Origin of the sequence: Erwinia wuhanensis, assembly GCF_030484085.1 — a bacterium.
GTDB lineage: Bacteria > Pseudomonadota > Gammaproteobacteria > Enterobacterales > Enterobacteriaceae > Erwinia > Erwinia aeris.
In genome coordinates this window covers 1-17,059 of the sequence record NZ_JAUJUH010000003.1, presented here as the reverse complement: position 1 = coordinate 17,059, position 17,059 = coordinate 1, and the positions used below count along the sequence as shown (strand labels likewise).

Here is a 17,059-nt window from a genome sequence, read left to right as displayed (position 1 = left end):
GCATCTTAAACAAAATTTTACTGATTGCCGGGAGTATAGTGAGGTCAGACTTTTATTATACCTTTCCGTTCCATTTTCAGGAGATTCTCATGCACGCACTGGTTCTCGAACAGTCCGAAGGCAAAACCCTGGCCACGGTAAAACAGCTCAGCCCGGACGCCCTGCCGCCGGGCGAGGTGACGGTAGATGTCAGCTGGTCAGGCCTGAACTACAAAGATGCGCTGGCGATTACCGGCAAAGGGAAAATTGTCCGGCAGTTTCCGATGGTGCCCGGCATCGATTTTGCAGGCCAGGTGCGCCATAGCGAAGATCCGCGCTTTCATACCGGACAACAGGTGCTGCTGACCGGCTGGGGCGTAGGGGAAAATCACTGGGGCGGCCTGGCGGAACAGGCCAGGGTAAAAGGCGACTGGCTGACGCCGATGCCGGAAGGGCTTGATGGCCGTCGGGCGATGATTATCGGCACGGCCGGCCTGACCGCTATGCTGTGCATCATGGCGCTGGAGGAAGGCGGCGTGCGGCCTGACAGCGGCGAGGTGATAGTGACCGGCGCCAGCGGCGGCGTGGGCAGCACGGCGGTTTCCCTGCTCAGCTCGCTCGGCTATCGGGTGACAGCGGTAAGCGGCAGACCCTCCACCCATGACTATCTTCACCAGCTGGGCGCCAGCGAGATCCTGCCGCGTGAGGCTTTCAGCGCCGACAGCCGACCGCTGGAAAAACAGCGCTGGGCCGGCGCGGTGGATACCGCTGGTGATAAGGTACTGGCGAGCGTGCTGGCGCAGATGAACTACGGCGGCGTGGTAGCGGCCTGCGGCCTGGCGGCCGGGTTTGCATTGCCAACCACCGTAATGCCTTTTATTCTGCGAAACGTGCGCCTTCAGGGCGTCGATTCCGTTACGGCACCCGCAGAGCGTCGCCTTGCGGCCTGGAAAAGGCTGGTTAAAACGCTGCCAGACGCGTTTTATCAGCAGGCGACAACGGAAATTGCGCTGGCCGATGCCGCTGCCAGCGCGGCCAAACTGCTTAATAACGAGATTACCGGCCGGACGCTGGTAAAAATTCGCTAGCGCGTTATATCACCTGGCGTGCCGATCCCGCCAGGTGGTTTTTATCGCGCGCCGCTTGCCGCCCGGCGTAGCGAACCCGCCTTATATTTACCTTTCTTCAACATTCACATAACTGATTACACTTCCTGCTCTCTTAACGGTTTTACGGAGCTGATATTCTGCGCGCCAGCCGCTTTTTTATTCGCTGAATTCGCTTTTTTTGGTCATGCTAAAAAGTGACCGTCTCTGGAGACACAGCCATGAAGCCCGTTGATAAACTCACTGAAAACGATGTTACCCCGGAAAGCATTTTCAACGCCCGGCGTCGCCAGGTAATGAAAGCGCTGGGGATTAGCGCCGCCGCGCTGTCGGTGCCGACGGCCCGCGCCGACGTGCTTTCCTGGCTACAGGGAAAAGGCAAAGAGAGCCAGAAAGCGCCGGCCGGTAAACCGCTCGACTTCAGCAAGCCCGCACAGTATCAGGCCGACTTAGCGTTGACGCCGGAAGATAAGGTAACGGGCTACAACAACTTTTATGAATTCGGCCTGGATAAAGCGGATCCGGCGGCCAACGCCGGCTCGTTGAAAACCGCCGACTGGAAAATCGAGATCGGCGGCGAAGTAATGAAGCCGATGACGCTGGATATGGACGATATCTTTAAGCGGTTTCCGTTAGAGCAGCGTATTTATCGGATGCGCTGCGTAGAGGCCTGGTCGATGGTGGTGCCCTGGATTGGGTTCGAGCTGGGCAAGCTGTTAAAAGCCGCAGAGCCGACCAGCAATGCGCGCTATGTCGCCTTTCAAACGATTTACGCGCCGGAAGAGATGCCGGGCCAGCGCGATCGCTTTGTCGGCGGCGGCATCGATTATCCCTATGTGGAAGGGCTGCGGCTGGATGAAGCGATGCATCCGCTGACCATGTTAACCACCGGCGTTTACGGCAAAGCGCTGCCGCCGCAAAACGGCGCGCCGATCCGCCTGACCGTGCCGTGGAAATACGGGTTTAAGGGCATCAAGTCCATCGTGAAAATTACCCTGGTCAAGGCGCAGCCGCCGACTACCTGGAACCTGCTGGCCTCGAACGAGTATGGCTTCTACGGCAATGTGAATCCGCATGTCGATCATCCGCGCTGGTCGCAAGCTACGGAGCGTTTTATCGGCTCCGGCGGCATTCTGGACGTCAAGCGTCAGCCCACGCTGCTGTTTAACGGCTATGCCGACCAGGTGGCTTCCCTCTATAAGGGATTAGATCTGCGGGAGAACTTCTAGTGCGTCTGACGGGCAAGCAGATCACCGGCCTGAAAGTACTGCTGCATCTGGCCGGTTTTTTACCTTTTCTCTGGCTGATCCTGTCCATTAACCAGGGCTGGCTGAGCGCCGATCCGGCAAAGGATATCCAGCATTTTACCGGCCGGATGGCCCTGAAGTTCCTGCTCGGCACGCTGCTGGTCACGCCGCTGGCGCGCTACGGCAGGCAGCCGCTGCTTATCCGCGTCCGTCGCCTGCTGGGACTGTGGTGTTTTGCCTGGGCCACGCTGCATCTGGTCAGCTATTCGCTGCTCGAGCTGGGTATCGCTAACCTCAGCCTGCTGGGTTCGGAGCTGATCTCGCGTCCTTATCTGACGCTGGGGATTATCAGCTGGTTTATCCTGCTGCTGCTGTCGCTGACCTCTTTTCAGAAGGCGCAGCGAAAATTGGGCAAAAACTGGCAAAAGCTGCACAACGCCATTTATCTCGTCCTGATCCTGGCACCTGTCCACTATCTGTGGTCGGTTAAAACGTTCTCGCCCCAGCCCTGGATCTACGCGTCTCTGGCGCTGATCCTGCTGCTGTGGCGCTATAAGAAATTCCGTCAGTGGCTGCGATAAAACGTGCGCCGCCGCGCATAACCGGATGCTTTCTTAGGCGTTTGGTGGATTATCTTCGCTGATACGACCAGTATTTAGCTGCGAATTGCGTTGAAATCGTTATAATGCCCGGTTTTAAACCCGTGCAGGGGCCAAATTTCACCGTGAAAGGTGACAAATGGCTTTTCGCATTGTATTTTGTGCGATGCCTCAATTATCGCAGGAGATAGCAGCAAGATGGCTGAAAAGTTTCACATACTGCTTTTGAATGGTCCCAACCTGAACCTCCTTGGCACTCGCGAGCCGGAGAAGTACGGCAGCACGACCCTTCCCGATCTCGTCAGCGGGCTAACTGCGCAGGCTGACGCGCTCAATGTGAAGCTGAGTCATCTGCAGTCTAACGCGGAACACGCGTTAATTGACCGCATTCATGAGGCGAGAGGCAATGTCGATTATATCGTCATTAACCCGGCGGCCTATACGCATACCAGCGTGGCGCTTCGTGATGCCCTGCTTGCAGTCAGCATCCCGTTTATTGAAGTGCACCTGTCCAATGTGCATGCCCGCGAGCCTTTCCGCCATCATTCTTATCTTTCTGATATTGCTGCTGGCGTAATTTGTGGACTTGGCGTCGACGGTTATTCCTGGGCTTTACAGACGGCGGTTAAACGCCTGTCACAATCTAATTAAACAGAGTACGGAACCACACTAATGGATATTCGTAAGATTAAAAAACTGATCGAACTGGTTGAAGAATCAGGCATTGCTGAACTGGAAATTTCTGAAGGTGAAGAGTCCGTTCGCATCAGTCGTTCCCCGGCCAATTCAGGCTACCCAATGATGCAGCAGGCCTGGGCTGCCCCAATGCAGCCGCAGCCAGCGCTGGCAACCGCCGTGGCACCAGCCACCACGCCAGCGATGGAAGCGCCTGCCGCTGCCGAGATCAGTGGCCACATCGTACGTTCACCAATGGTCGGTACTTTCTACCGCACGCCAAGCCCGGACGCGAAAGCCTTTGTCGAAGTCGGCCAGAAAGTTAACGCTGGCGACACCCTGTGCATCGTTGAAGCGATGAAAATGATGAACCAGATCGAAGCCGATAAGTCCGGCGTGGTAAAAGCGATCCTGGTCGAAAGCGGTCAGCCAGTAGAATTTGACGAGCCGCTGGTAGTCATCGAATAACGAGGCGAACCATGCTGGAAAAAATTGTAATTGCTAACCGTGGTGAAATCGCGCTGCGTATTCTGCGCGCCTGTAAAGAACTGGGCATCAAGACCGTGGCCGTGCATTCAAGCGCCGACCGCGATCTGAAACACGTGCTGCTGGCCGATGAGACCGTTTGTATCGGGCCTGCGCCATCTGTTAAAAGCTATCTGAACATCCCGGCGCTGATCTCTGCCGCAGAGATCACCGGCGCGGTGGCTATCCACCCAGGCTACGGCTTCCTCTCTGAGAACGCCGATTTTGCCGAACAGGTGGAGCGCTCCGGCTTTATCTTTATCGGCCCTAAAGCCGACACCATCCGTCTGATGGGCGATAAAGTTTCCGCCATCACCGCGATGAAAAAAACCGGCGTGCCAACCGTACCAGGTTCTGACGGCTCGCTGGGCGACGATATGGAAAAAAACCGCGCCATCGCTCAACGTATCGGTTATCCGGTTATCGTTAAGGCTTCCGGCGGCGGCGGCGGTCGTGGGATGCGCGTTGTGCGCCACGACAAGGATCTTGAGCAATCCATCAACATGACGAAGGCGGAAGCCAAAGCGGCTTTCAACAACGACATGGTTTACATGGAGAAATTCCTCGAGAACCCGCGCCATATCGAAATTCAGGTACTGGCTGACGGCCAGGGCCACGCCATCTATCTGGCCGAGCGCGACTGCTCCATGCAGCGTCGCCACCAGAAAGTGGTGGAAGAGGCGCCAGCGCCGGGCATCACGGAAGAACAGCGCCGCTTTATCGGCGATCGCTGTGCGAAAGCCTGTATCGATATCGGCTACCGTGGCGCGGGCACCTTTGAGTTCCTGTTCGAGAACGGCGAGTTCTACTTCATTGAGATGAACACCCGTATCCAGGTTGAGCATCCGGTTACCGAGATGATCACCGGCGTCGATCTGATCAAAGAGCAGCTGCGTATCGCTGCCGGTCAGCCGCTGTCGATCAAACAGGAAGACGTAGTGGTTCGCGGCCATGCGGTCGAGTGCCGTATCAACGCGGAAGATCCGAACACCTTCCTGCCAAGCCCGGGTAAAATCACGCGCTTCCATGCCCCTGGCGGCTTCGGCGTGCGTTGGGAGTCTCATATTTACGCGGGCTATACCGTACCGCCGTACTATGACTCCATGATCGGCAAGCTGATCACCTACGGTGAGACGCGTGACGTGGCTATTGCCCGTATGAAGAACGCACTGGCGGAACTGATCATCGACGGCATCAAGACTAACGTCGAGCTGCAGATGAAGATCATGAGCGACGAAAACTTCCAGATCGGTGGCACCAACATCCACTATCTGGAGAAAAAACTCGGCATTCAGGAAACCTGATCCGCCAGAGGTAATAAAGGAAGGCCGGTCTGACCGGCCTTTTTCTTTGCCTGTTACGGGAGGAAAAATGGAAAAACGCTTTGTGCAGGCGCATCGCGAGGCGCGCTGGTCGTTCTGGCTGGCGGTCGCCTATGTGGCCGCCTGGTCGCTGACGGCCGCTTTTGGCGGCAATCAGCCGGGCATCACCGGCCTGCCCCACTGGTTCGAAATGGCCTGTTTGCTGGTGCCGCTGCTGTTTATCTTTTTCTGCTGGCTGATGATCAAACGGATCTTTCGTGATATTTCGCTGGAGGATACGCCGTGAAGGCCGGGATCATTCTGCCCCTTATCGCCTATCTGCTGCTGGTGGCGGCGCTTTCCGTCTACGCGATGCGTAAACGGCGCGAAGGCAACTTTCTTACCGAATATTTTCTCGGCAGCCGCTCGATGGGCGGGTTTGTGCTGGCGATGACGTTGACTACCACCTATATCAGCGCGAGTTCCTTTATCGGCGGGCCTGGCGCCGCCTATAAATATGGGCTGGGCTGGGTGCTGCTGTCGATGGTGCAGGTGCCCGCCGTCTGGCTGTCGCTGGGCGTTTTAGGCAAGAAGTTCGCTATTCTGGCCCGGCGCTATAACGCGCTGACGCTTAACGATATGCTCTACGCCCGCTATCGCAGCCCGCTGCTGGTCTGGTTTGCCAGCCTCAGCCTGCTGATCGCCTTTATTGGCGCGATGACCGTGCAGTTTATCGGCGGCGCACGGCTGCTGGAAACCGCAGCGGGCATTCCTTACAGCAGCGGCCTGCTGATTTTCGGCGGCGCTATTGCGCTCTATACCGCTTTCGGCGGCTTCCGCGCCAGCGTGCTGAACGATGCCTTACAGGGCGTGGTTATGCTGCTTGGCACCTTTATCCTGCTGTTTGCGGTGATCCATAGCGCAGGCGGGATGCACAGCGCGGTACAGAAGCTGCAGCAGATCGATCCGCAGCTGATTTCGCCAGGCGGCGTGGATAATATCCTCAGCCCGACCTTTCTGGCCTCTTTCTCGGTGCTGGTCTGTTTTGGCGTGATCGGTCTGCCGCATACCGCCGTACGTTGTATCTCGTATAAAGACAGCAAGGCCGTGCATCGCGGCATCTTACTGGGCACCGTAGTCGTGACCGTACTGATGTTCGGCATGCATCTGGCTGGCGCGCTGGGTCGCGCCGTGATGCCGGGCCTGACCGTGCCGGATCTGGTGATCCCGACGTTGATGATCCACGTTTTGCCGCCGCTGGCCGCCGGGATCTTCCTGGCCGCGCCGATGGCCGCCATTATGTCGACGATCAACGCGCAGCTGTTGCAGTCTTCCGCCACGATCGTCAAGGATCTCTTTTTGCGCGTGCGCCCGCAGCAGTTGGATAACGAGCCGCTGCTCAGAAAGATCTCCGCGACGGTCACGCTGGTGCTGGGCCTGCTGCTGCTGGTGGCGGCCTGGAATCCGCCCGATATGCTGATCTGGCTTAACCTGCTGGCTTTCGGCGGTCTGGAAGCGGTATTTCTGTGGCCGCTGGTGCTGGGGTTATACTGGGAGAAAGCCAATGCTGCCGGCGCACTCAGCAGCATGATCGGCGGCGCGGGCTGCTATACCCTGCTGGCCAGCTTTTCACTGCAGCCGTGGGGGTTTCACCCGATTGTGCCTTCGCTGCTGCTGAGCCTGATTGCCTTCGTAATCGGCAACCGTTTTGGCCGCCCTGTCCGGCCTTAGCCTTTATTTGTTTGACTAAAGAGAATCGCAATGCCCTGGATACAAATGAAAATCAACACCACCGGCGACCAGGCTGAAGAGCTGGGCGACGCGCTGATCGAGAACGGGGCTGTCTCGGTCACGTTTCAGGATACCCACGACAATCCGGTGTTTGAACCGTTGCCTGGCGAAACGCGCCTGTGGGGCGATACCGATGCGATCGGCCTGTTTGATGCCGAAACCGACATGCAGGACGTGATTGCCAGTCTGGAACAGCATCCGCTGCTGGGCGCCGGCTTCCACCACAAAATTGAGCAGATCGAAGACAAGGACTGGGAGCGGGAATGGATGGAAAACTTCCATCCGATGCGTTTTGGTCAGCGCCTGTGGATTTGCCCAAGCTGGCGCGACGTGCCGGATCCGAATGCGGTCAACGTGATGCTGGATCCCGGCCTGGCGTTTGGCACCGGCACCCATCCCACGACGGCGATGTGCCTGAGCTGGCTGGACGGCCTGGATCTGGCCGGTAAAACCGTGATCGATTTTGGCTGCGGCTCCGGCATTCTCGCTATCGCGGCGCTGAAGCTGGGTGCGGCACAGGCTATTGGTATCGACATCGATCCGCAGGCGATCCAGGCCAGCCGTGACAATGCCGAGCGCAACGGCGTGTCGGAACGTCTGTCGCTTTACCTGCCTCACGAGCAGCCAGAGAACCTCAGCGCAGATGTCGTGGTCGCTAATATCCTTGCCGGCCCGCTGCGTGAGCTGGCGCCGCTTATCAGCGTGCTGCCGGTTTCCGGCGGTCATCTGGGTCTTTCCGGCGTGCTGGCGAGCCAGGCGGACGGCGTGTGCGAAGCCTATGCGGATAAGTTCGTGCTCGATCCGGTGGCGGAAAAAGAAGAGTGGTGCCGCATTACCGGCGTGCGTCGCTAAACGATCGGTTTCCAGGGACGGATTCAGATAGATTTCCTCTACCATAGGCTTATTATCAGCAGGGTTATTTAATCGCGCCGGCCCGTGCCGGCTACTTCAAGGGATAATGAAGATGAGAAGATATGCTCTGCTGTTCTCCTGCCTTGCCGCTTTGCCCGTCATGGCTGAACCGGCTATTCACTGGTCTTATGAAGGCCAGGGCTCGCCTGAACACTGGGCCGAGCTGGGTGATGAGTTTCAAACCTGTAAAACCGGCCAGTATCAGTCCCCCGTCGATATTACCCGGGTTATTGACGGCAAGCTGCCGCCGCTGGGCATAAACTTTCATACCGATACCAAAACCATTGTTAACAATGGCCACACTATCCAGGTTACGGTGAAGGACAGCGACGATTTTCAGCTTGATAATGACGCATTCGTGCTTAAACAGTTCCATTTTCACGCGCCCAGCGAAAATCACCTTTTCGGCAAAAGCTTTCCGCTTGAAGCGCATTTTGTTCATGCCAACAGGCAAGGCGAGCTGGCCGTGCTGGCCGTTATGTTTGAAACCGGCGCTGAAAACAGCGCGCTTAAGCCGCTGCTCGCGTCCCTGCCCGCACAGCAAAACCAGGTTGAAACCATGAAGCAAAGCATGGATCTCGCCACGCTTTTTCCCGCCGGGAAACACTACTACCGCTTTAGCGGTTCGCTGACTACGCCGCCCTGCACGGAAGGCGTGCGCTGGCTGATTCTGAAGCAGCCCGTTACGCTCTCTCCGGCCCAGCTGGCGGTTTTTGAGCACGCGCTTAAACATGCTAATAATCGCCCCTTGCAGCCTCTGCACGGTCGAATAATTGCCGAATAGCAGTACGCTATTTCGCCTTTTTTTGCAGGCGTATGGCGGCGCTTGTCGCGCTTAGTGCCTGAAGCGCCGCAATTTATAGTGTTAACTGCCTCACAAAAAAAGAAAAATATTTGTTCATCATTTAATCGTTAAAATTCAATCTATTGTTAAATAAGGATATTTATTCGTCTCACCGTCTCCGCAGGCCGACAATGCCGGTTTGAAGGGGGAATTGTTCAAAGTTTGGCCTTTCATCTTCTTAAAAAAATGCGTAATATACGCCGCCTTGCGAACACACTATGGTCACTTTTTTTTCATGCGCATAGGAAACCACCAGCTTCGCAATCGCCTGATTGCAGCACCAATGGCCGGAATTACCGACAGGCCTTTCCGGACGCTTTGTTACGCAATGGGCGCTGGTATGACCGTATCGGAGATGCTGTCGTCAAACCCGGAAGTCTGGGCCAGCGACAAATCCCGACTGCGTATGGTACACAGTGATGAGCCCGGTATTCGTACCGTGCAGATTGCCGGTTGTGATCCTGATGAGATGGCTGAAGCCGCGCGCATTAACGCTTTATCGGGCGCGCAGGTTATCGATATCAACATGGGCTGTCCGGCTAAAAAGGTGAATCGGAAAATGGCGGGCTCTGCCCTACTGCAGCATCCAGAGCTGGTAAGGTCTATCCTTTCAGCGGTGGTCAATGCGGTGGATGTGCCCGTTACGCTAAAGATTCGCACCGGCTGGGACGTGGACAACCGCAATTGTGTTGAGATTGCCCAATTGGCTGAACGTTGTGGCATTCAGGCCCTGACCATTCACGGACGCACACGCGCGTGTTTGTTCAACGGCGAAGCTGAATATGACAGCATTCGGACAGTTAAGCAGAGTGTCTCTATCCCCGTTATCGCGAACGGAGACATTACTGACCCGCATAAAGCCAGAGCCGTGCTTGACTATACGGGGGCAGATGCCCTGATGATAGGACGCGCGGCTCAGGGAAGACCGTGGATCTTCCGGGAAATCCAGCATTATCTGGACACTGGGGAGCTGCTGGCACCAATGCCACTGGCTGAAGTAAAGCGCTTGCTCATTGGGCACCTACGGGAACTGCACGACTTTTATGGTCACCGCAAAGGATACCGTATTGCCCGGAAGCACGTCTCCTGGTATCTCCAGGAGCACGCCCCAAACGACCAGTTTCGGCGCACATTCAACGCCATTGAGGATGCCAGCGAACAGCTGGAGGCGTTGGAGGCATACTTCGAAAAACTTGCATAATAGAAATAAAGAGCTGACAGAACTATGTTCGAACAACGCGTAAATTCTGACGTACTGACCGTTTCAACCGTTAACTCCCAGGATCAGGTGACTCAAAAGCCTCTGCGTGACTCGGTCAAACAGGCACTGAAGAACTATTTTGCTCAACTGAATGGTCAGGATGTTAATGACCTGTATGAGCTGGTTTTGGCTGAAGTGGAACAGCCACTGTTGGACATGGTGATGCAATATACCCGTGGCAACCAGACCCGTGCAGCCCTGATGATGGGTATCAACCGCGGTACGCTGCGTAAGAAACTGAAAAAATACGGCATGAACTAAGTTTCGGTTCATTGTGACGGAGGCGCTACGTACTGTTAGCGCCTTTTTTAATGGCCGCCGTTCAGACAAAATTGTCTTGATTGTGTAAATAACAGACATTTACCTCAACTTCCTGCCAATCTCGTTGTCCTATACCCTGTACCGCTACGGATTAACGTCTTTATGCGCTACATCTTCCATGCACGCATAAAGAGAGATATATGAAGGTATCCCCCCGCTTTACCCGCAGCCTGATGCACCCTCGTTACTGGATCACCTGGGCTGGTCTGGGACTGCTGTTTTTACTGGTTCAGCTGCCGTTTCCGCTTCTGCAAAAGCTGGGAACCTGGATGGGCCGTACTTCAATGCGGTTTTTAAAGCGCCGTATCCGCATTACCCGTCGTAACCTTGAGCTCTGCTTCCCGGATATGCCGGAAGCGCAAATCGAGCAGCGTATCGTACGCAATTTTGAATCGCTGGGAATGGGCCTGCTGGAAACCGGTATGGCCTGGTTCTGGTCCGATCGCCGGGTGAAGCGCTGGTTTACCGTTAACGGCCTGCACAATTTACAGGCGGCACAACAAGAAGGCCGCGGCGCGCTGATTATCGGCGTGCATTTTATGTCGCTGGAGCTGGGCGGCAGGGCCATGGGCCTGTGTCAGCCGATGATGGCGATGTATCGCCCGCATAACAACAAGCTGATGGAATGGGTACAGACCAAAGGACGGATGCGTTCCAATAAGGCGATGATTAACCGCCGCGATCTGCGTGGCATGGTGCAGGCGTTGAAACAGGGTGAAGCCGTTTGGTTTGCGCCCGATCAGGACTACGGCCCGAAGGGCAGCGTGTTCGCGCCGCTGTTTGCCGTACCGCAGGCGGCTACCACCAGCGGCACCTGGATGCTGGCCCGCATGGCTAAGCCAGCCATGATCACCGTTGTGCTGATCCGTAATGACGACGGCAGCGGTTATGAACTGGTGATCCAACCTGAACTGAAAGATTACCCCATTGCCGATGAGCAGCAGGCTGCTGCCTATATGAATAAGGTGATTGAGACGGAGATTATGCGTGCGCCCGAGCAGTATATGTGGCTGCACCGCCGCTTTAAAACGCGTCCTGATGGCGCACAGCCACTTTACTGAGGCGTCTTAACGTTTATGAACCAGCCCGCAGCGGCTGGTTTTTTTTGCCTCTCTTTTGCTTGCGTCTTCTGCCTTCTGCCTCTCTTCTGCCTGCTTCTGCCTTCTGCCTCTCTTCTGCCTCTCTTCTGCCTGCTTCTGCCTTCTGCCTTCTTCTGCCCTCAACTTCTGTCTTCCGCTTTTGCTTTTGCTTATGCTTCTGCTTCTGCTTCTGCTTCTGCGTTTCTGCCTTCCCCTGCAGCTACCAACTTGCCGCTTCCTGCTTCTGGCTTGTCCTTCCTGCTTGCTCTTTGCTCTTTGCTCTTTGCTCTTTGCTCTTTGCTCTTTGCTCTTTGCTCTTTGCTCTTTGCTCTTTGCTCTTTGCTCCTTACTCCTTGTTCCTTGTTCCTTGTTCCTTGTTCCTTGTTCCTTGCTCCTTGCTCCTTGCTCCTTGCTCCTTGCTCCTTGCTCCTTGCTCCTTGCTGCTTGCTGCTTGCTGCTTGCTGCTTGCTGCTTGGCGCAACAATAATCGCGCTTTTGCTCACACCGCGTAAATTTTAAGAAACATTTCGCACCATTTGTGACCAGCCGCGCGGCTTTTGCCTCTGTTTGGTGCGCAATATTAGGCAAACTTTCTATACGCTTCCGATTATTAACAAACCTTTCCATGAAATTCAGGATGCTGCAAATCTGGCATTGCCTTTGCAGTGTCGTGGATGGCTCTTGCCACAGACAGGAAAAGTGCACCGCAGCGTGCACTAAAACATAACAAAACGCTTACGCCACACAGGATGCTTTATGAAAAAAATGATGCTTTCCACTTTGGTGGCCGCTGCAGCGCTGTTTGCAGTCGCTAATCAGGCCCATGCCGGTGCTACGCTGGATGCGATTAAAAAGAAAGGGTTTGTGCAGTGCGGGATCAGTGACGGCCTGCCTGGCTTCTCGTTTGCGGATGCCAGCGGTAAATTTAGCGGTATCGATGTGGATGTTTGCCGTGCCGCAGCGGCGGCCGTGTTTGGCGATGCGACAAAAGTAAAATACACCCCGTTAACGGCTAAAGAGCGCTTTACCGCTCTGCAATCCGGCGAAGTCGATATCCTTTCCCGCAATACTACCTGGACCTCCTCGCGCGATGGCGGTATGGGCTTTATTTTTGCCGGCGTAAATTACTATGACGGTATTGGTTTTTTGACTCACCAGAAAGCGGGCCTTAAAAGCGCGAAAGAACTGGATGGCGCCACGGTTTGTATCCAGGCGGGAACGGATACCGAACTGAACGTCGCCGACTATTTCAAAGCCAACAAAATGCAGTACACGCCTGTGACCTTCGATCGCTCTGACGAATCGGCAAAAGCACTGGATACCGGCCGCTGCGATACGCTGGCCTCTGACCAGTCGCAGCTGTATGCCCTGCGCATCAAGTTAGGCAAGCCGGACGAATTTATCGTGCTGCCGGAAGTGATCTCAAAAGAGCCTTTAGGGCCGGTGGTTCGCCGTGGCGATGATGACTGGTACACCATCGTTAAGTGGTCGCTGTTTGCGATGCTGAACGCGGAAGAGATGGGCATCACCTCAACGAACGTTGACCAGATGGCCGCTAAGCCTTCCACGCCGGATATGGCGCACCTGCTGGGTTCAGAAGGCGATTTCGGCAAGGATCTCAAGCTGAATAACAAATGGGCTTTCAATATCATTAAACAGGTAGGCAACTATCAGGAAGTATTCGATCGTAACGTCGGTAAAGACAGCCAGCTGAAAATCGCACGTGGTCAGAATGCGCTGTGGAACAAAGGCGGCATTCAGTACGCGCCACCGGTACGTTAATTCCCGCTGCAACAGGGCGCCAATCGGCGCCTTCGTCAGAATTTTCGTGACTGAGGTTTCAACATGTCTCAACGCCCGTCCGTAAAAAGGGATATCTCCTTTAGCAATCCTGCGGTGCGCGCCTGGCTGTACCAGATTATCGCCGTGGTGCTGGTGCTGGCCGTAGCTGGCTATCTTATCCACAATACGGTGATTAACCTGGCCAACCGCGGCATCACCTCCGGCTTTGGCTTCCTGGAGCGCAGTGCGGGCTTCGGCATCGTTCAGCATCTTATCGATTACAGCGAAGCCGATACCTATGCCCGCGTCTTTTTGGTCGGCCTGACCAATACGCTGCTGGTCTCCGCGCTCTGTATTGTATTCGCCTCTTTGCTGGGCTTTTTCATTGGCCTTGCCCGCCTGTCGGATAACTGGCTGCTGCGCAAGCTTTCAACCATCTATATCGAAATCTTCCGCAATATTCCGCCGCTGCTGCAAATCTTCTTCTGGTACTTTGCCGTGCTGCGCAACCTGCCGGGCCCACGCCAGGCGATGAACGCCTTCGATCTGGCCTTCATCAGTAATCGCGGCCTTTACATTCCCTGGCCGGCATACGCCCCTGGCACATGGCCTTTTCTTCTCTCCCTGCTGCTTGCTGCGGCATGCAGCGTTGCGCTGTTTCGTTATAACCGTAGCTATCAGTTGAAAACGGGCCAGCTGAGACGTAGCTGGCCTGCCATCCTGGCCATGTTCATTGTTTTCCCTTTGCTCGCTCATCTGGCTTTTGGCGTGCCGATGCACTGGGATGTACCGATGCTGCGCGGCTTCAATTTCCGCGGCGGTTTTGTGCTGATCCCGGAGCTGGCGGCGCTGACGCTGGCGCTGTCTATCTATACCTCTTCTTTTATTGCTGAGGTGATCCGCGCCGGGATCCAGTCCGTACCGCACGGGCAAAGTGAAGCAGCTCGCTCGCTTGGTCTGCCGAATCCGGTCACGCTACGTCAGGTTATTATTCCTCAGGCGATGCGCGTCATTATCCCGCCATTGACCAGCCAGTATCTGAACATTGTTAAGAACTCCTCGCTGGCGGCGGCAATCGGCTATCCCGATATGGTGTCGCTGTTTGCCGGCACGGTGCTGAACCAGACGGGACAGGCCATTGAAACCATCGCGATCACTATGGGCGTTTACCTGATTATCAGCCTGTTGATTTCGCTGTTGATGAATATCTATAACCGCAAAATACGGCTGATTGAGCGTTAAGAGAACGGAATAACTATGACTTTAGCCACGCATGATACGCAGCCTGTGCCGGTAAGTTCTTTTACGCGAGCCGTGAAATGGGCCAGAAAAAATCTGTTCTCAAGCTGGGGCAATTCGCTGCTGACGCTGTTCTGCCTGTGGGTGATCTGGAGTGTGATACCGCCAGCGCTGAACTGGCTGATTTTTCAGGCTAACTGGATCGGCACTACCCGCGCGGACTGTACCAAAGATGGCGCCTGCTGGGTGTTTATCCATGCCCGCTTTGGCCAGTTTATGTATGGTCTTTATCCTCATGAGCTGCGCTGGCGCATTAATCTGGCCCTGGTTATCGGCCTGCTTAGCATCATCCCGATGTTTATTAAGTCACTCCCGCGCCGGGGAAGTTATATCGCCGTATGGGCAATTGTTTATCCTGTGGTGGTATGGGTTCTGCTTTATGGCGGCTTCTTTGGGCTTGAACGCGTTGAAACGCGCCAGTGGGGCGGACTCACGCTGACGCTGATTATCGCCTCCGTGGGTATCGCTGGCGCACTGCCGCTCGGTATCCTGCTTGCGCTGGGACGCCGCTCCACGATGCCAGTAGTGCGCTCTCTGTCGATTATCTTTATCGAGTTCTGGCGAGGTGTTCCCCTGATCACGGTGCTGTTTATGTCCTCGGTAATGCTGCCGCTGTTTATGGCGGAAGGCAGCAGCATCGATAAACTAATCCGGGCGTTGGTAGGCGTGATCCTTTTCCAGTCGGCTTATGTAGCAGAAGTGGTACGCGGCGGTTTACAGGCGCTGCCGAAAGGACAGTATGAAGCCGCCGAGTCGCTGGCGCTGGGCTACTGGAAAACGCAGGGGCTGGTTATCCTGCCCCAGGCGCTAAAAATGGTCATCCCCGGCCTCGTCAATACGATTATCGCGCTTTTTAAAGATACCAGCCTGGTGATTATCATCGGGCTTTTCGATCTCTTCAGCAGCGTCCAGCAGGCTACGGTCGATCCCGCCTGGCTTGGTATGTCCACCGAAGGGTACGTTTTTGCCGCGCTGGTTTACTGGATTTTCTGTTTTAGCATGTCGCGCTACAGCCAGTATCTGGAAAGGCGTTTTCACACCGGGCGCACGCCGCACTGAGGCTTACAATGACTAATTCTTTGATTCAATCGGATGAAGCGATGATGATTACGCTGGAAAAAGTTAACAAATGGTATGGGCAGTTTCATGTGCTGAAAGACATTAATTTGCAGGTAAAAGCACGCGAACGCATCGTTCTTTGCGGCCCTTCCGGCTCCGGAAAATCCACCACTATCCGCTGTATCAATCATCTGGAAGAGCATCAGCAGGGTCGTATTGTTGTGGATGGCATCCACCTGAACGATGATTTACGCAATATTGAGCGTGTGCGAACGGAAGTCGGCATGGTGTTTCAACACTTTAACCTTTTTCCGCACCTGAGCGTGCTGCAAAACTGCACGCTGGCGCCGATTTGGGTACGCAAAACGCCAAAGAAAGAGGCTGAAGCGCTGGCGATGCACTATCTGGAGCGCGTACGCATTGCGGAACATGCGCACAAGTTTCCCGGCCAGCTTTCTGGTGGTCAGCAGCAGCGTGTGGCTATTGCCCGTTCGCTTTGCATGAAGCCCAAAATCATGCTGTTTGATGAGCCGACTTCCGCGCTGGATCCCGAAATGGTAAAAGAAGTGCTGGATACCATGATTGGTCTGGCGGAAGACGGCATGACCATGCTCTGCGTGACGCATGAGATGGGCTTTGCCCGCACCGTGGCGGATCGGGTGATCTTTATGGATCGTGGGGAAATCGTTGAGCAGGCACCGCCGCAGGAGTTCTTCTCCGCACCAAAATCGGAGCGAACCCGGGCTTTTCTTTCGCAGGTTATTCATTAAAACCGATACTGACAACGACCGGCTTAGCCGTGCAAATCTGATGCGAAGACCGAAGCCCTGGTATTTTACCGGGGCTTTTTACTGTTCAGTTTGGCGCTGAGCCGGGGCTGAATAGACGTGGGGACGGGATCGCGCCGCAGAGAGCCGGCGGCGGCCGCTCTTCTGACCGTTTTAAAATAAGGTCGGCGGCCACAGCCGCATTATTAACGTCCGGCAAAGAGCCCGGGTGCCGTGGCGGGGCTGAAAGAGAAGGCGGACGCGCGTTTTACGGGTACGGAAACGGGTGCATTCCACAGCGTGCAGCACGGACGCTGGGAGCGGTCACGCAGAGAGTTTCCGGCCCACAAACGCAAAAAACCCCGACCGTGAGGTCGGGGTTATCGCAATTTGATGCCTGGCAGTTCCCTACTCTCGCATGGGGAGGCCCCACACTACCATCGGCGCTACGGCGTTTCACTTCTGAGTTCGGCATGGGGTCAGGTGGGACCACCGCGCTAAAGCCGCCAGGC

At 55.5% G+C, this 17,059-nt stretch carries 18 protein-coding genes and 1 rRNA gene; 17 read left to right on the top strand and 2 right to left on the bottom strand.

The features are described 5' to 3' along the window. Positions 1–89 precede the first annotated feature (89 nt). The 13 genes from acuI to lpxP all read left to right on the top strand — a co-directional run bounded on the left by acuI (position 90) and on the right by lpxP (position 11,622). Positions 90–1,067: an acrylyl-CoA reductase (NADPH) gene (gene acuI, locus QZH36_RS07860; RefSeq protein ID WP_301729932.1), complete on the top strand. Its 978-nt coding sequence runs from the start codon at positions 90–92 to the stop codon at positions 1,065–1,067. A gap of 239 nt (positions 1,068–1,306) precedes the next feature. Continuing rightward, positions 1,307–2,314, top strand: a complete 1,008-nt coding sequence (msrP, locus tag QZH36_RS07855; RefSeq protein WP_253457798.1) for a protein-methionine-sulfoxide reductase catalytic subunit MsrP — start codon at positions 1,307–1,309, stop codon at positions 2,312–2,314. Then, positions 2,314–2,913, top strand: a complete 600-nt coding sequence (gene msrQ, locus QZH36_RS07850; protein WP_253457796.1) for a protein-methionine-sulfoxide reductase heme-binding subunit MsrQ — start codon at positions 2,314–2,316, stop codon at positions 2,911–2,913. The genes msrP and msrQ overlap by 1 nt, the downstream gene beginning before the upstream one ends. A gap of 216 nt (positions 2,914–3,129) precedes the next feature. Beyond that, on the top strand, positions 3,130–3,582 hold the full coding sequence (gene aroQ, locus QZH36_RS07845; RefSeq protein ID WP_199746318.1) for a type II 3-dehydroquinate dehydratase: 453 nt from the start codon (positions 3,130–3,132) through the stop codon (positions 3,580–3,582). Between the two features lie 21 nt (positions 3,583–3,603). Beyond that, positions 3,604–4,074: an acetyl-CoA carboxylase biotin carboxyl carrier protein gene (gene accB / locus QZH36_RS07840; protein ID WP_125287048.1), complete on the top strand. Its 471-nt coding sequence runs from the start codon at positions 3,604–3,606 to the stop codon at positions 4,072–4,074. 11 nt (positions 4,075–4,085) lie between these two features. After that, entirely contained in the window at positions 4,086–5,435 is a 1,350-nt protein-coding gene (gene accC / locus QZH36_RS07835; protein WP_253457793.1) for an acetyl-CoA carboxylase biotin carboxylase subunit, read from the top strand. Between the two features lie 67 nt (positions 5,436–5,502). Further along, a complete protein-coding gene (locus QZH36_RS07830; protein WP_125287046.1) occupies positions 5,503–5,739 on the top strand; it encodes a YhdT family protein in 237 nt (78 codons plus the stop codon). Continuing rightward, positions 5,736–7,163, top strand: a complete 1,428-nt coding sequence (panF, locus tag QZH36_RS07825) for a sodium/pantothenate symporter (protein ID WP_253457790.1) — start codon at positions 5,736–5,738, stop codon at positions 7,161–7,163. Before QZH36_RS07830 ends, panF begins: the two co-directional genes overlap by 4 nt. A gap of 30 nt (positions 7,164–7,193) precedes the next feature. Next, the gene (gene prmA, locus QZH36_RS07820) at positions 7,194–8,075 is read left to right on the top strand and encodes a 50S ribosomal protein L11 methyltransferase (RefSeq protein WP_301250744.1); all 882 of its coding nucleotides are present in this window, start codon (positions 7,194–7,196) and stop codon (positions 8,073–8,075) included. Positions 8,076–8,187: 112 nt separating this feature from the next. Next, positions 8,188–8,919, top strand: a complete 732-nt coding sequence (locus tag QZH36_RS07815; protein ID WP_367652766.1) for a carbonic anhydrase — start codon at positions 8,188–8,190, stop codon at positions 8,917–8,919. A 295-nt stretch (positions 8,920–9,214) separates the two neighbouring features. Continuing rightward, the gene (dusB, locus tag QZH36_RS07810) at positions 9,215–10,180 is read left to right on the top strand and encodes a tRNA dihydrouridine synthase DusB (RefSeq protein ID WP_125287483.1); all 966 of its coding nucleotides are present in this window, start codon (positions 9,215–9,217) and stop codon (positions 10,178–10,180) included. Positions 10,181–10,204: 24 nt separating this feature from the next. Further along, on the top strand, positions 10,205–10,501 hold the full coding sequence (fis, locus tag QZH36_RS07805; protein WP_000462905.1) for a DNA-binding transcriptional regulator Fis: 297 nt from the start codon (positions 10,205–10,207) through the stop codon (positions 10,499–10,501). 200 nt (positions 10,502–10,701) lie between these two features. Beyond that, positions 10,702–11,622: a kdo(2)-lipid IV(A) palmitoleoyltransferase gene (gene lpxP / locus QZH36_RS07800; protein WP_253457781.1), complete on the top strand. Its 921-nt coding sequence runs from the start codon at positions 10,702–10,704 to the stop codon at positions 11,620–11,622. Positions 11,623–11,810: 188 nt separating this feature from the next. Here the strand turns inward: lpxP and QZH36_RS07795 are convergent, their stop codons facing one another. Further along, positions 11,811–12,143, bottom strand: a complete 333-nt coding sequence (locus QZH36_RS07795) for a hypothetical protein (RefSeq protein WP_301729930.1) — start codon at positions 12,141–12,143, stop codon at positions 11,811–11,813. Positions 12,144–12,396: 253 nt separating this feature from the next. Between QZH36_RS07795 and QZH36_RS07790 the strand changes: the two genes are divergently transcribed. The 4 genes from QZH36_RS07790 to QZH36_RS07775 all read left to right on the top strand — a co-directional run bounded on the left by QZH36_RS07790 (position 12,397) and on the right by QZH36_RS07775 (position 16,550). Beyond that, positions 12,397–13,422, top strand: a complete 1,026-nt coding sequence (locus QZH36_RS07790) for an amino acid ABC transporter substrate-binding protein (RefSeq protein ID WP_125287040.1) — start codon at positions 12,397–12,399, stop codon at positions 13,420–13,422. A 63-nt stretch (positions 13,423–13,485) separates the two neighbouring features. Further along, positions 13,486–14,664, top strand: a complete 1,179-nt coding sequence (locus tag QZH36_RS07785; protein WP_301250748.1) for an amino acid ABC transporter permease — start codon at positions 13,486–13,488, stop codon at positions 14,662–14,664. A 15-nt stretch (positions 14,665–14,679) separates the two neighbouring features. Next, positions 14,680–15,780 carry an amino acid ABC transporter permease gene (locus QZH36_RS07780; RefSeq protein ID WP_253457773.1) on the top strand — a complete coding sequence of 367 codons (1,101 nt, stop codon included), beginning with the start codon at positions 14,680–14,682 and terminating at the stop codon, positions 15,778–15,780. 8 nt (positions 15,781–15,788) lie between these two features. Next, positions 15,789–16,550, top strand: a complete 762-nt coding sequence (locus QZH36_RS07775; protein ID WP_301250750.1) for an amino acid ABC transporter ATP-binding protein — start codon at positions 15,789–15,791, stop codon at positions 16,548–16,550. Between the two features lie 392 nt (positions 16,551–16,942). Here the strand turns inward: QZH36_RS07775 and rrf are convergent. Continuing rightward, positions 16,943–17,058, bottom strand: a 5S ribosomal RNA gene (gene rrf, locus QZH36_RS07770). Position 17,059: the final 1 nt, after the last annotated feature.

Coding starts and splice junctions, on each gene's coding strand:
- acuI (WP_301729932.1), top strand. CDS start 90: ATGCACGCACTGGTTCTCGAACAGTCCGAAGGCAAAACCCTGGCCACG.
- msrP (WP_253457798.1), top strand. CDS start 1,307: ATGAAGCCCGTTGATAAACTCACTGAAAACGATGTTACCCCGGAAAGC.
- aroQ (WP_199746318.1), top strand. CDS start 3,130: ATGGCTGAAAAGTTTCACATACTGCTTTTGAATGGTCCCAACCTGAAC.
- accB (WP_125287048.1), top strand. CDS start 3,604: ATGGATATTCGTAAGATTAAAAAACTGATCGAACTGGTTGAAGAATCA.
- accC (WP_253457793.1), top strand. CDS start 4,086: ATGCTGGAAAAAATTGTAATTGCTAACCGTGGTGAAATCGCGCTGCGT.
- QZH36_RS07830 (WP_125287046.1), top strand. CDS start 5,503: ATGGAAAAACGCTTTGTGCAGGCGCATCGCGAGGCGCGCTGGTCGTTC.
- prmA (WP_301250744.1), top strand. CDS start 7,194: ATGCCCTGGATACAAATGAAAATCAACACCACCGGCGACCAGGCTGAA.
- QZH36_RS07815 (WP_367652766.1), top strand. CDS start 8,188: ATGAGAAGATATGCTCTGCTGTTCTCCTGCCTTGCCGCTTTGCCCGTC.
- dusB (WP_125287483.1), top strand. CDS start 9,215: ATGCGCATAGGAAACCACCAGCTTCGCAATCGCCTGATTGCAGCACCA.
- fis (WP_000462905.1), top strand. CDS start 10,205: ATGTTCGAACAACGCGTAAATTCTGACGTACTGACCGTTTCAACCGTT.
- lpxP (WP_253457781.1), top strand. CDS start 10,702: ATGAAGGTATCCCCCCGCTTTACCCGCAGCCTGATGCACCCTCGTTAC.
- QZH36_RS07790 (WP_125287040.1), top strand. CDS start 12,397: ATGAAAAAAATGATGCTTTCCACTTTGGTGGCCGCTGCAGCGCTGTTT.
- QZH36_RS07785 (WP_301250748.1), top strand. CDS start 13,486: ATGTCTCAACGCCCGTCCGTAAAAAGGGATATCTCCTTTAGCAATCCT.
- QZH36_RS07780 (WP_253457773.1), top strand. CDS start 14,680: ATGACTTTAGCCACGCATGATACGCAGCCTGTGCCGGTAAGTTCTTTT.
- QZH36_RS07775 (WP_301250750.1), top strand. CDS start 15,789: ATGACTAATTCTTTGATTCAATCGGATGAAGCGATGATGATTACGCTG.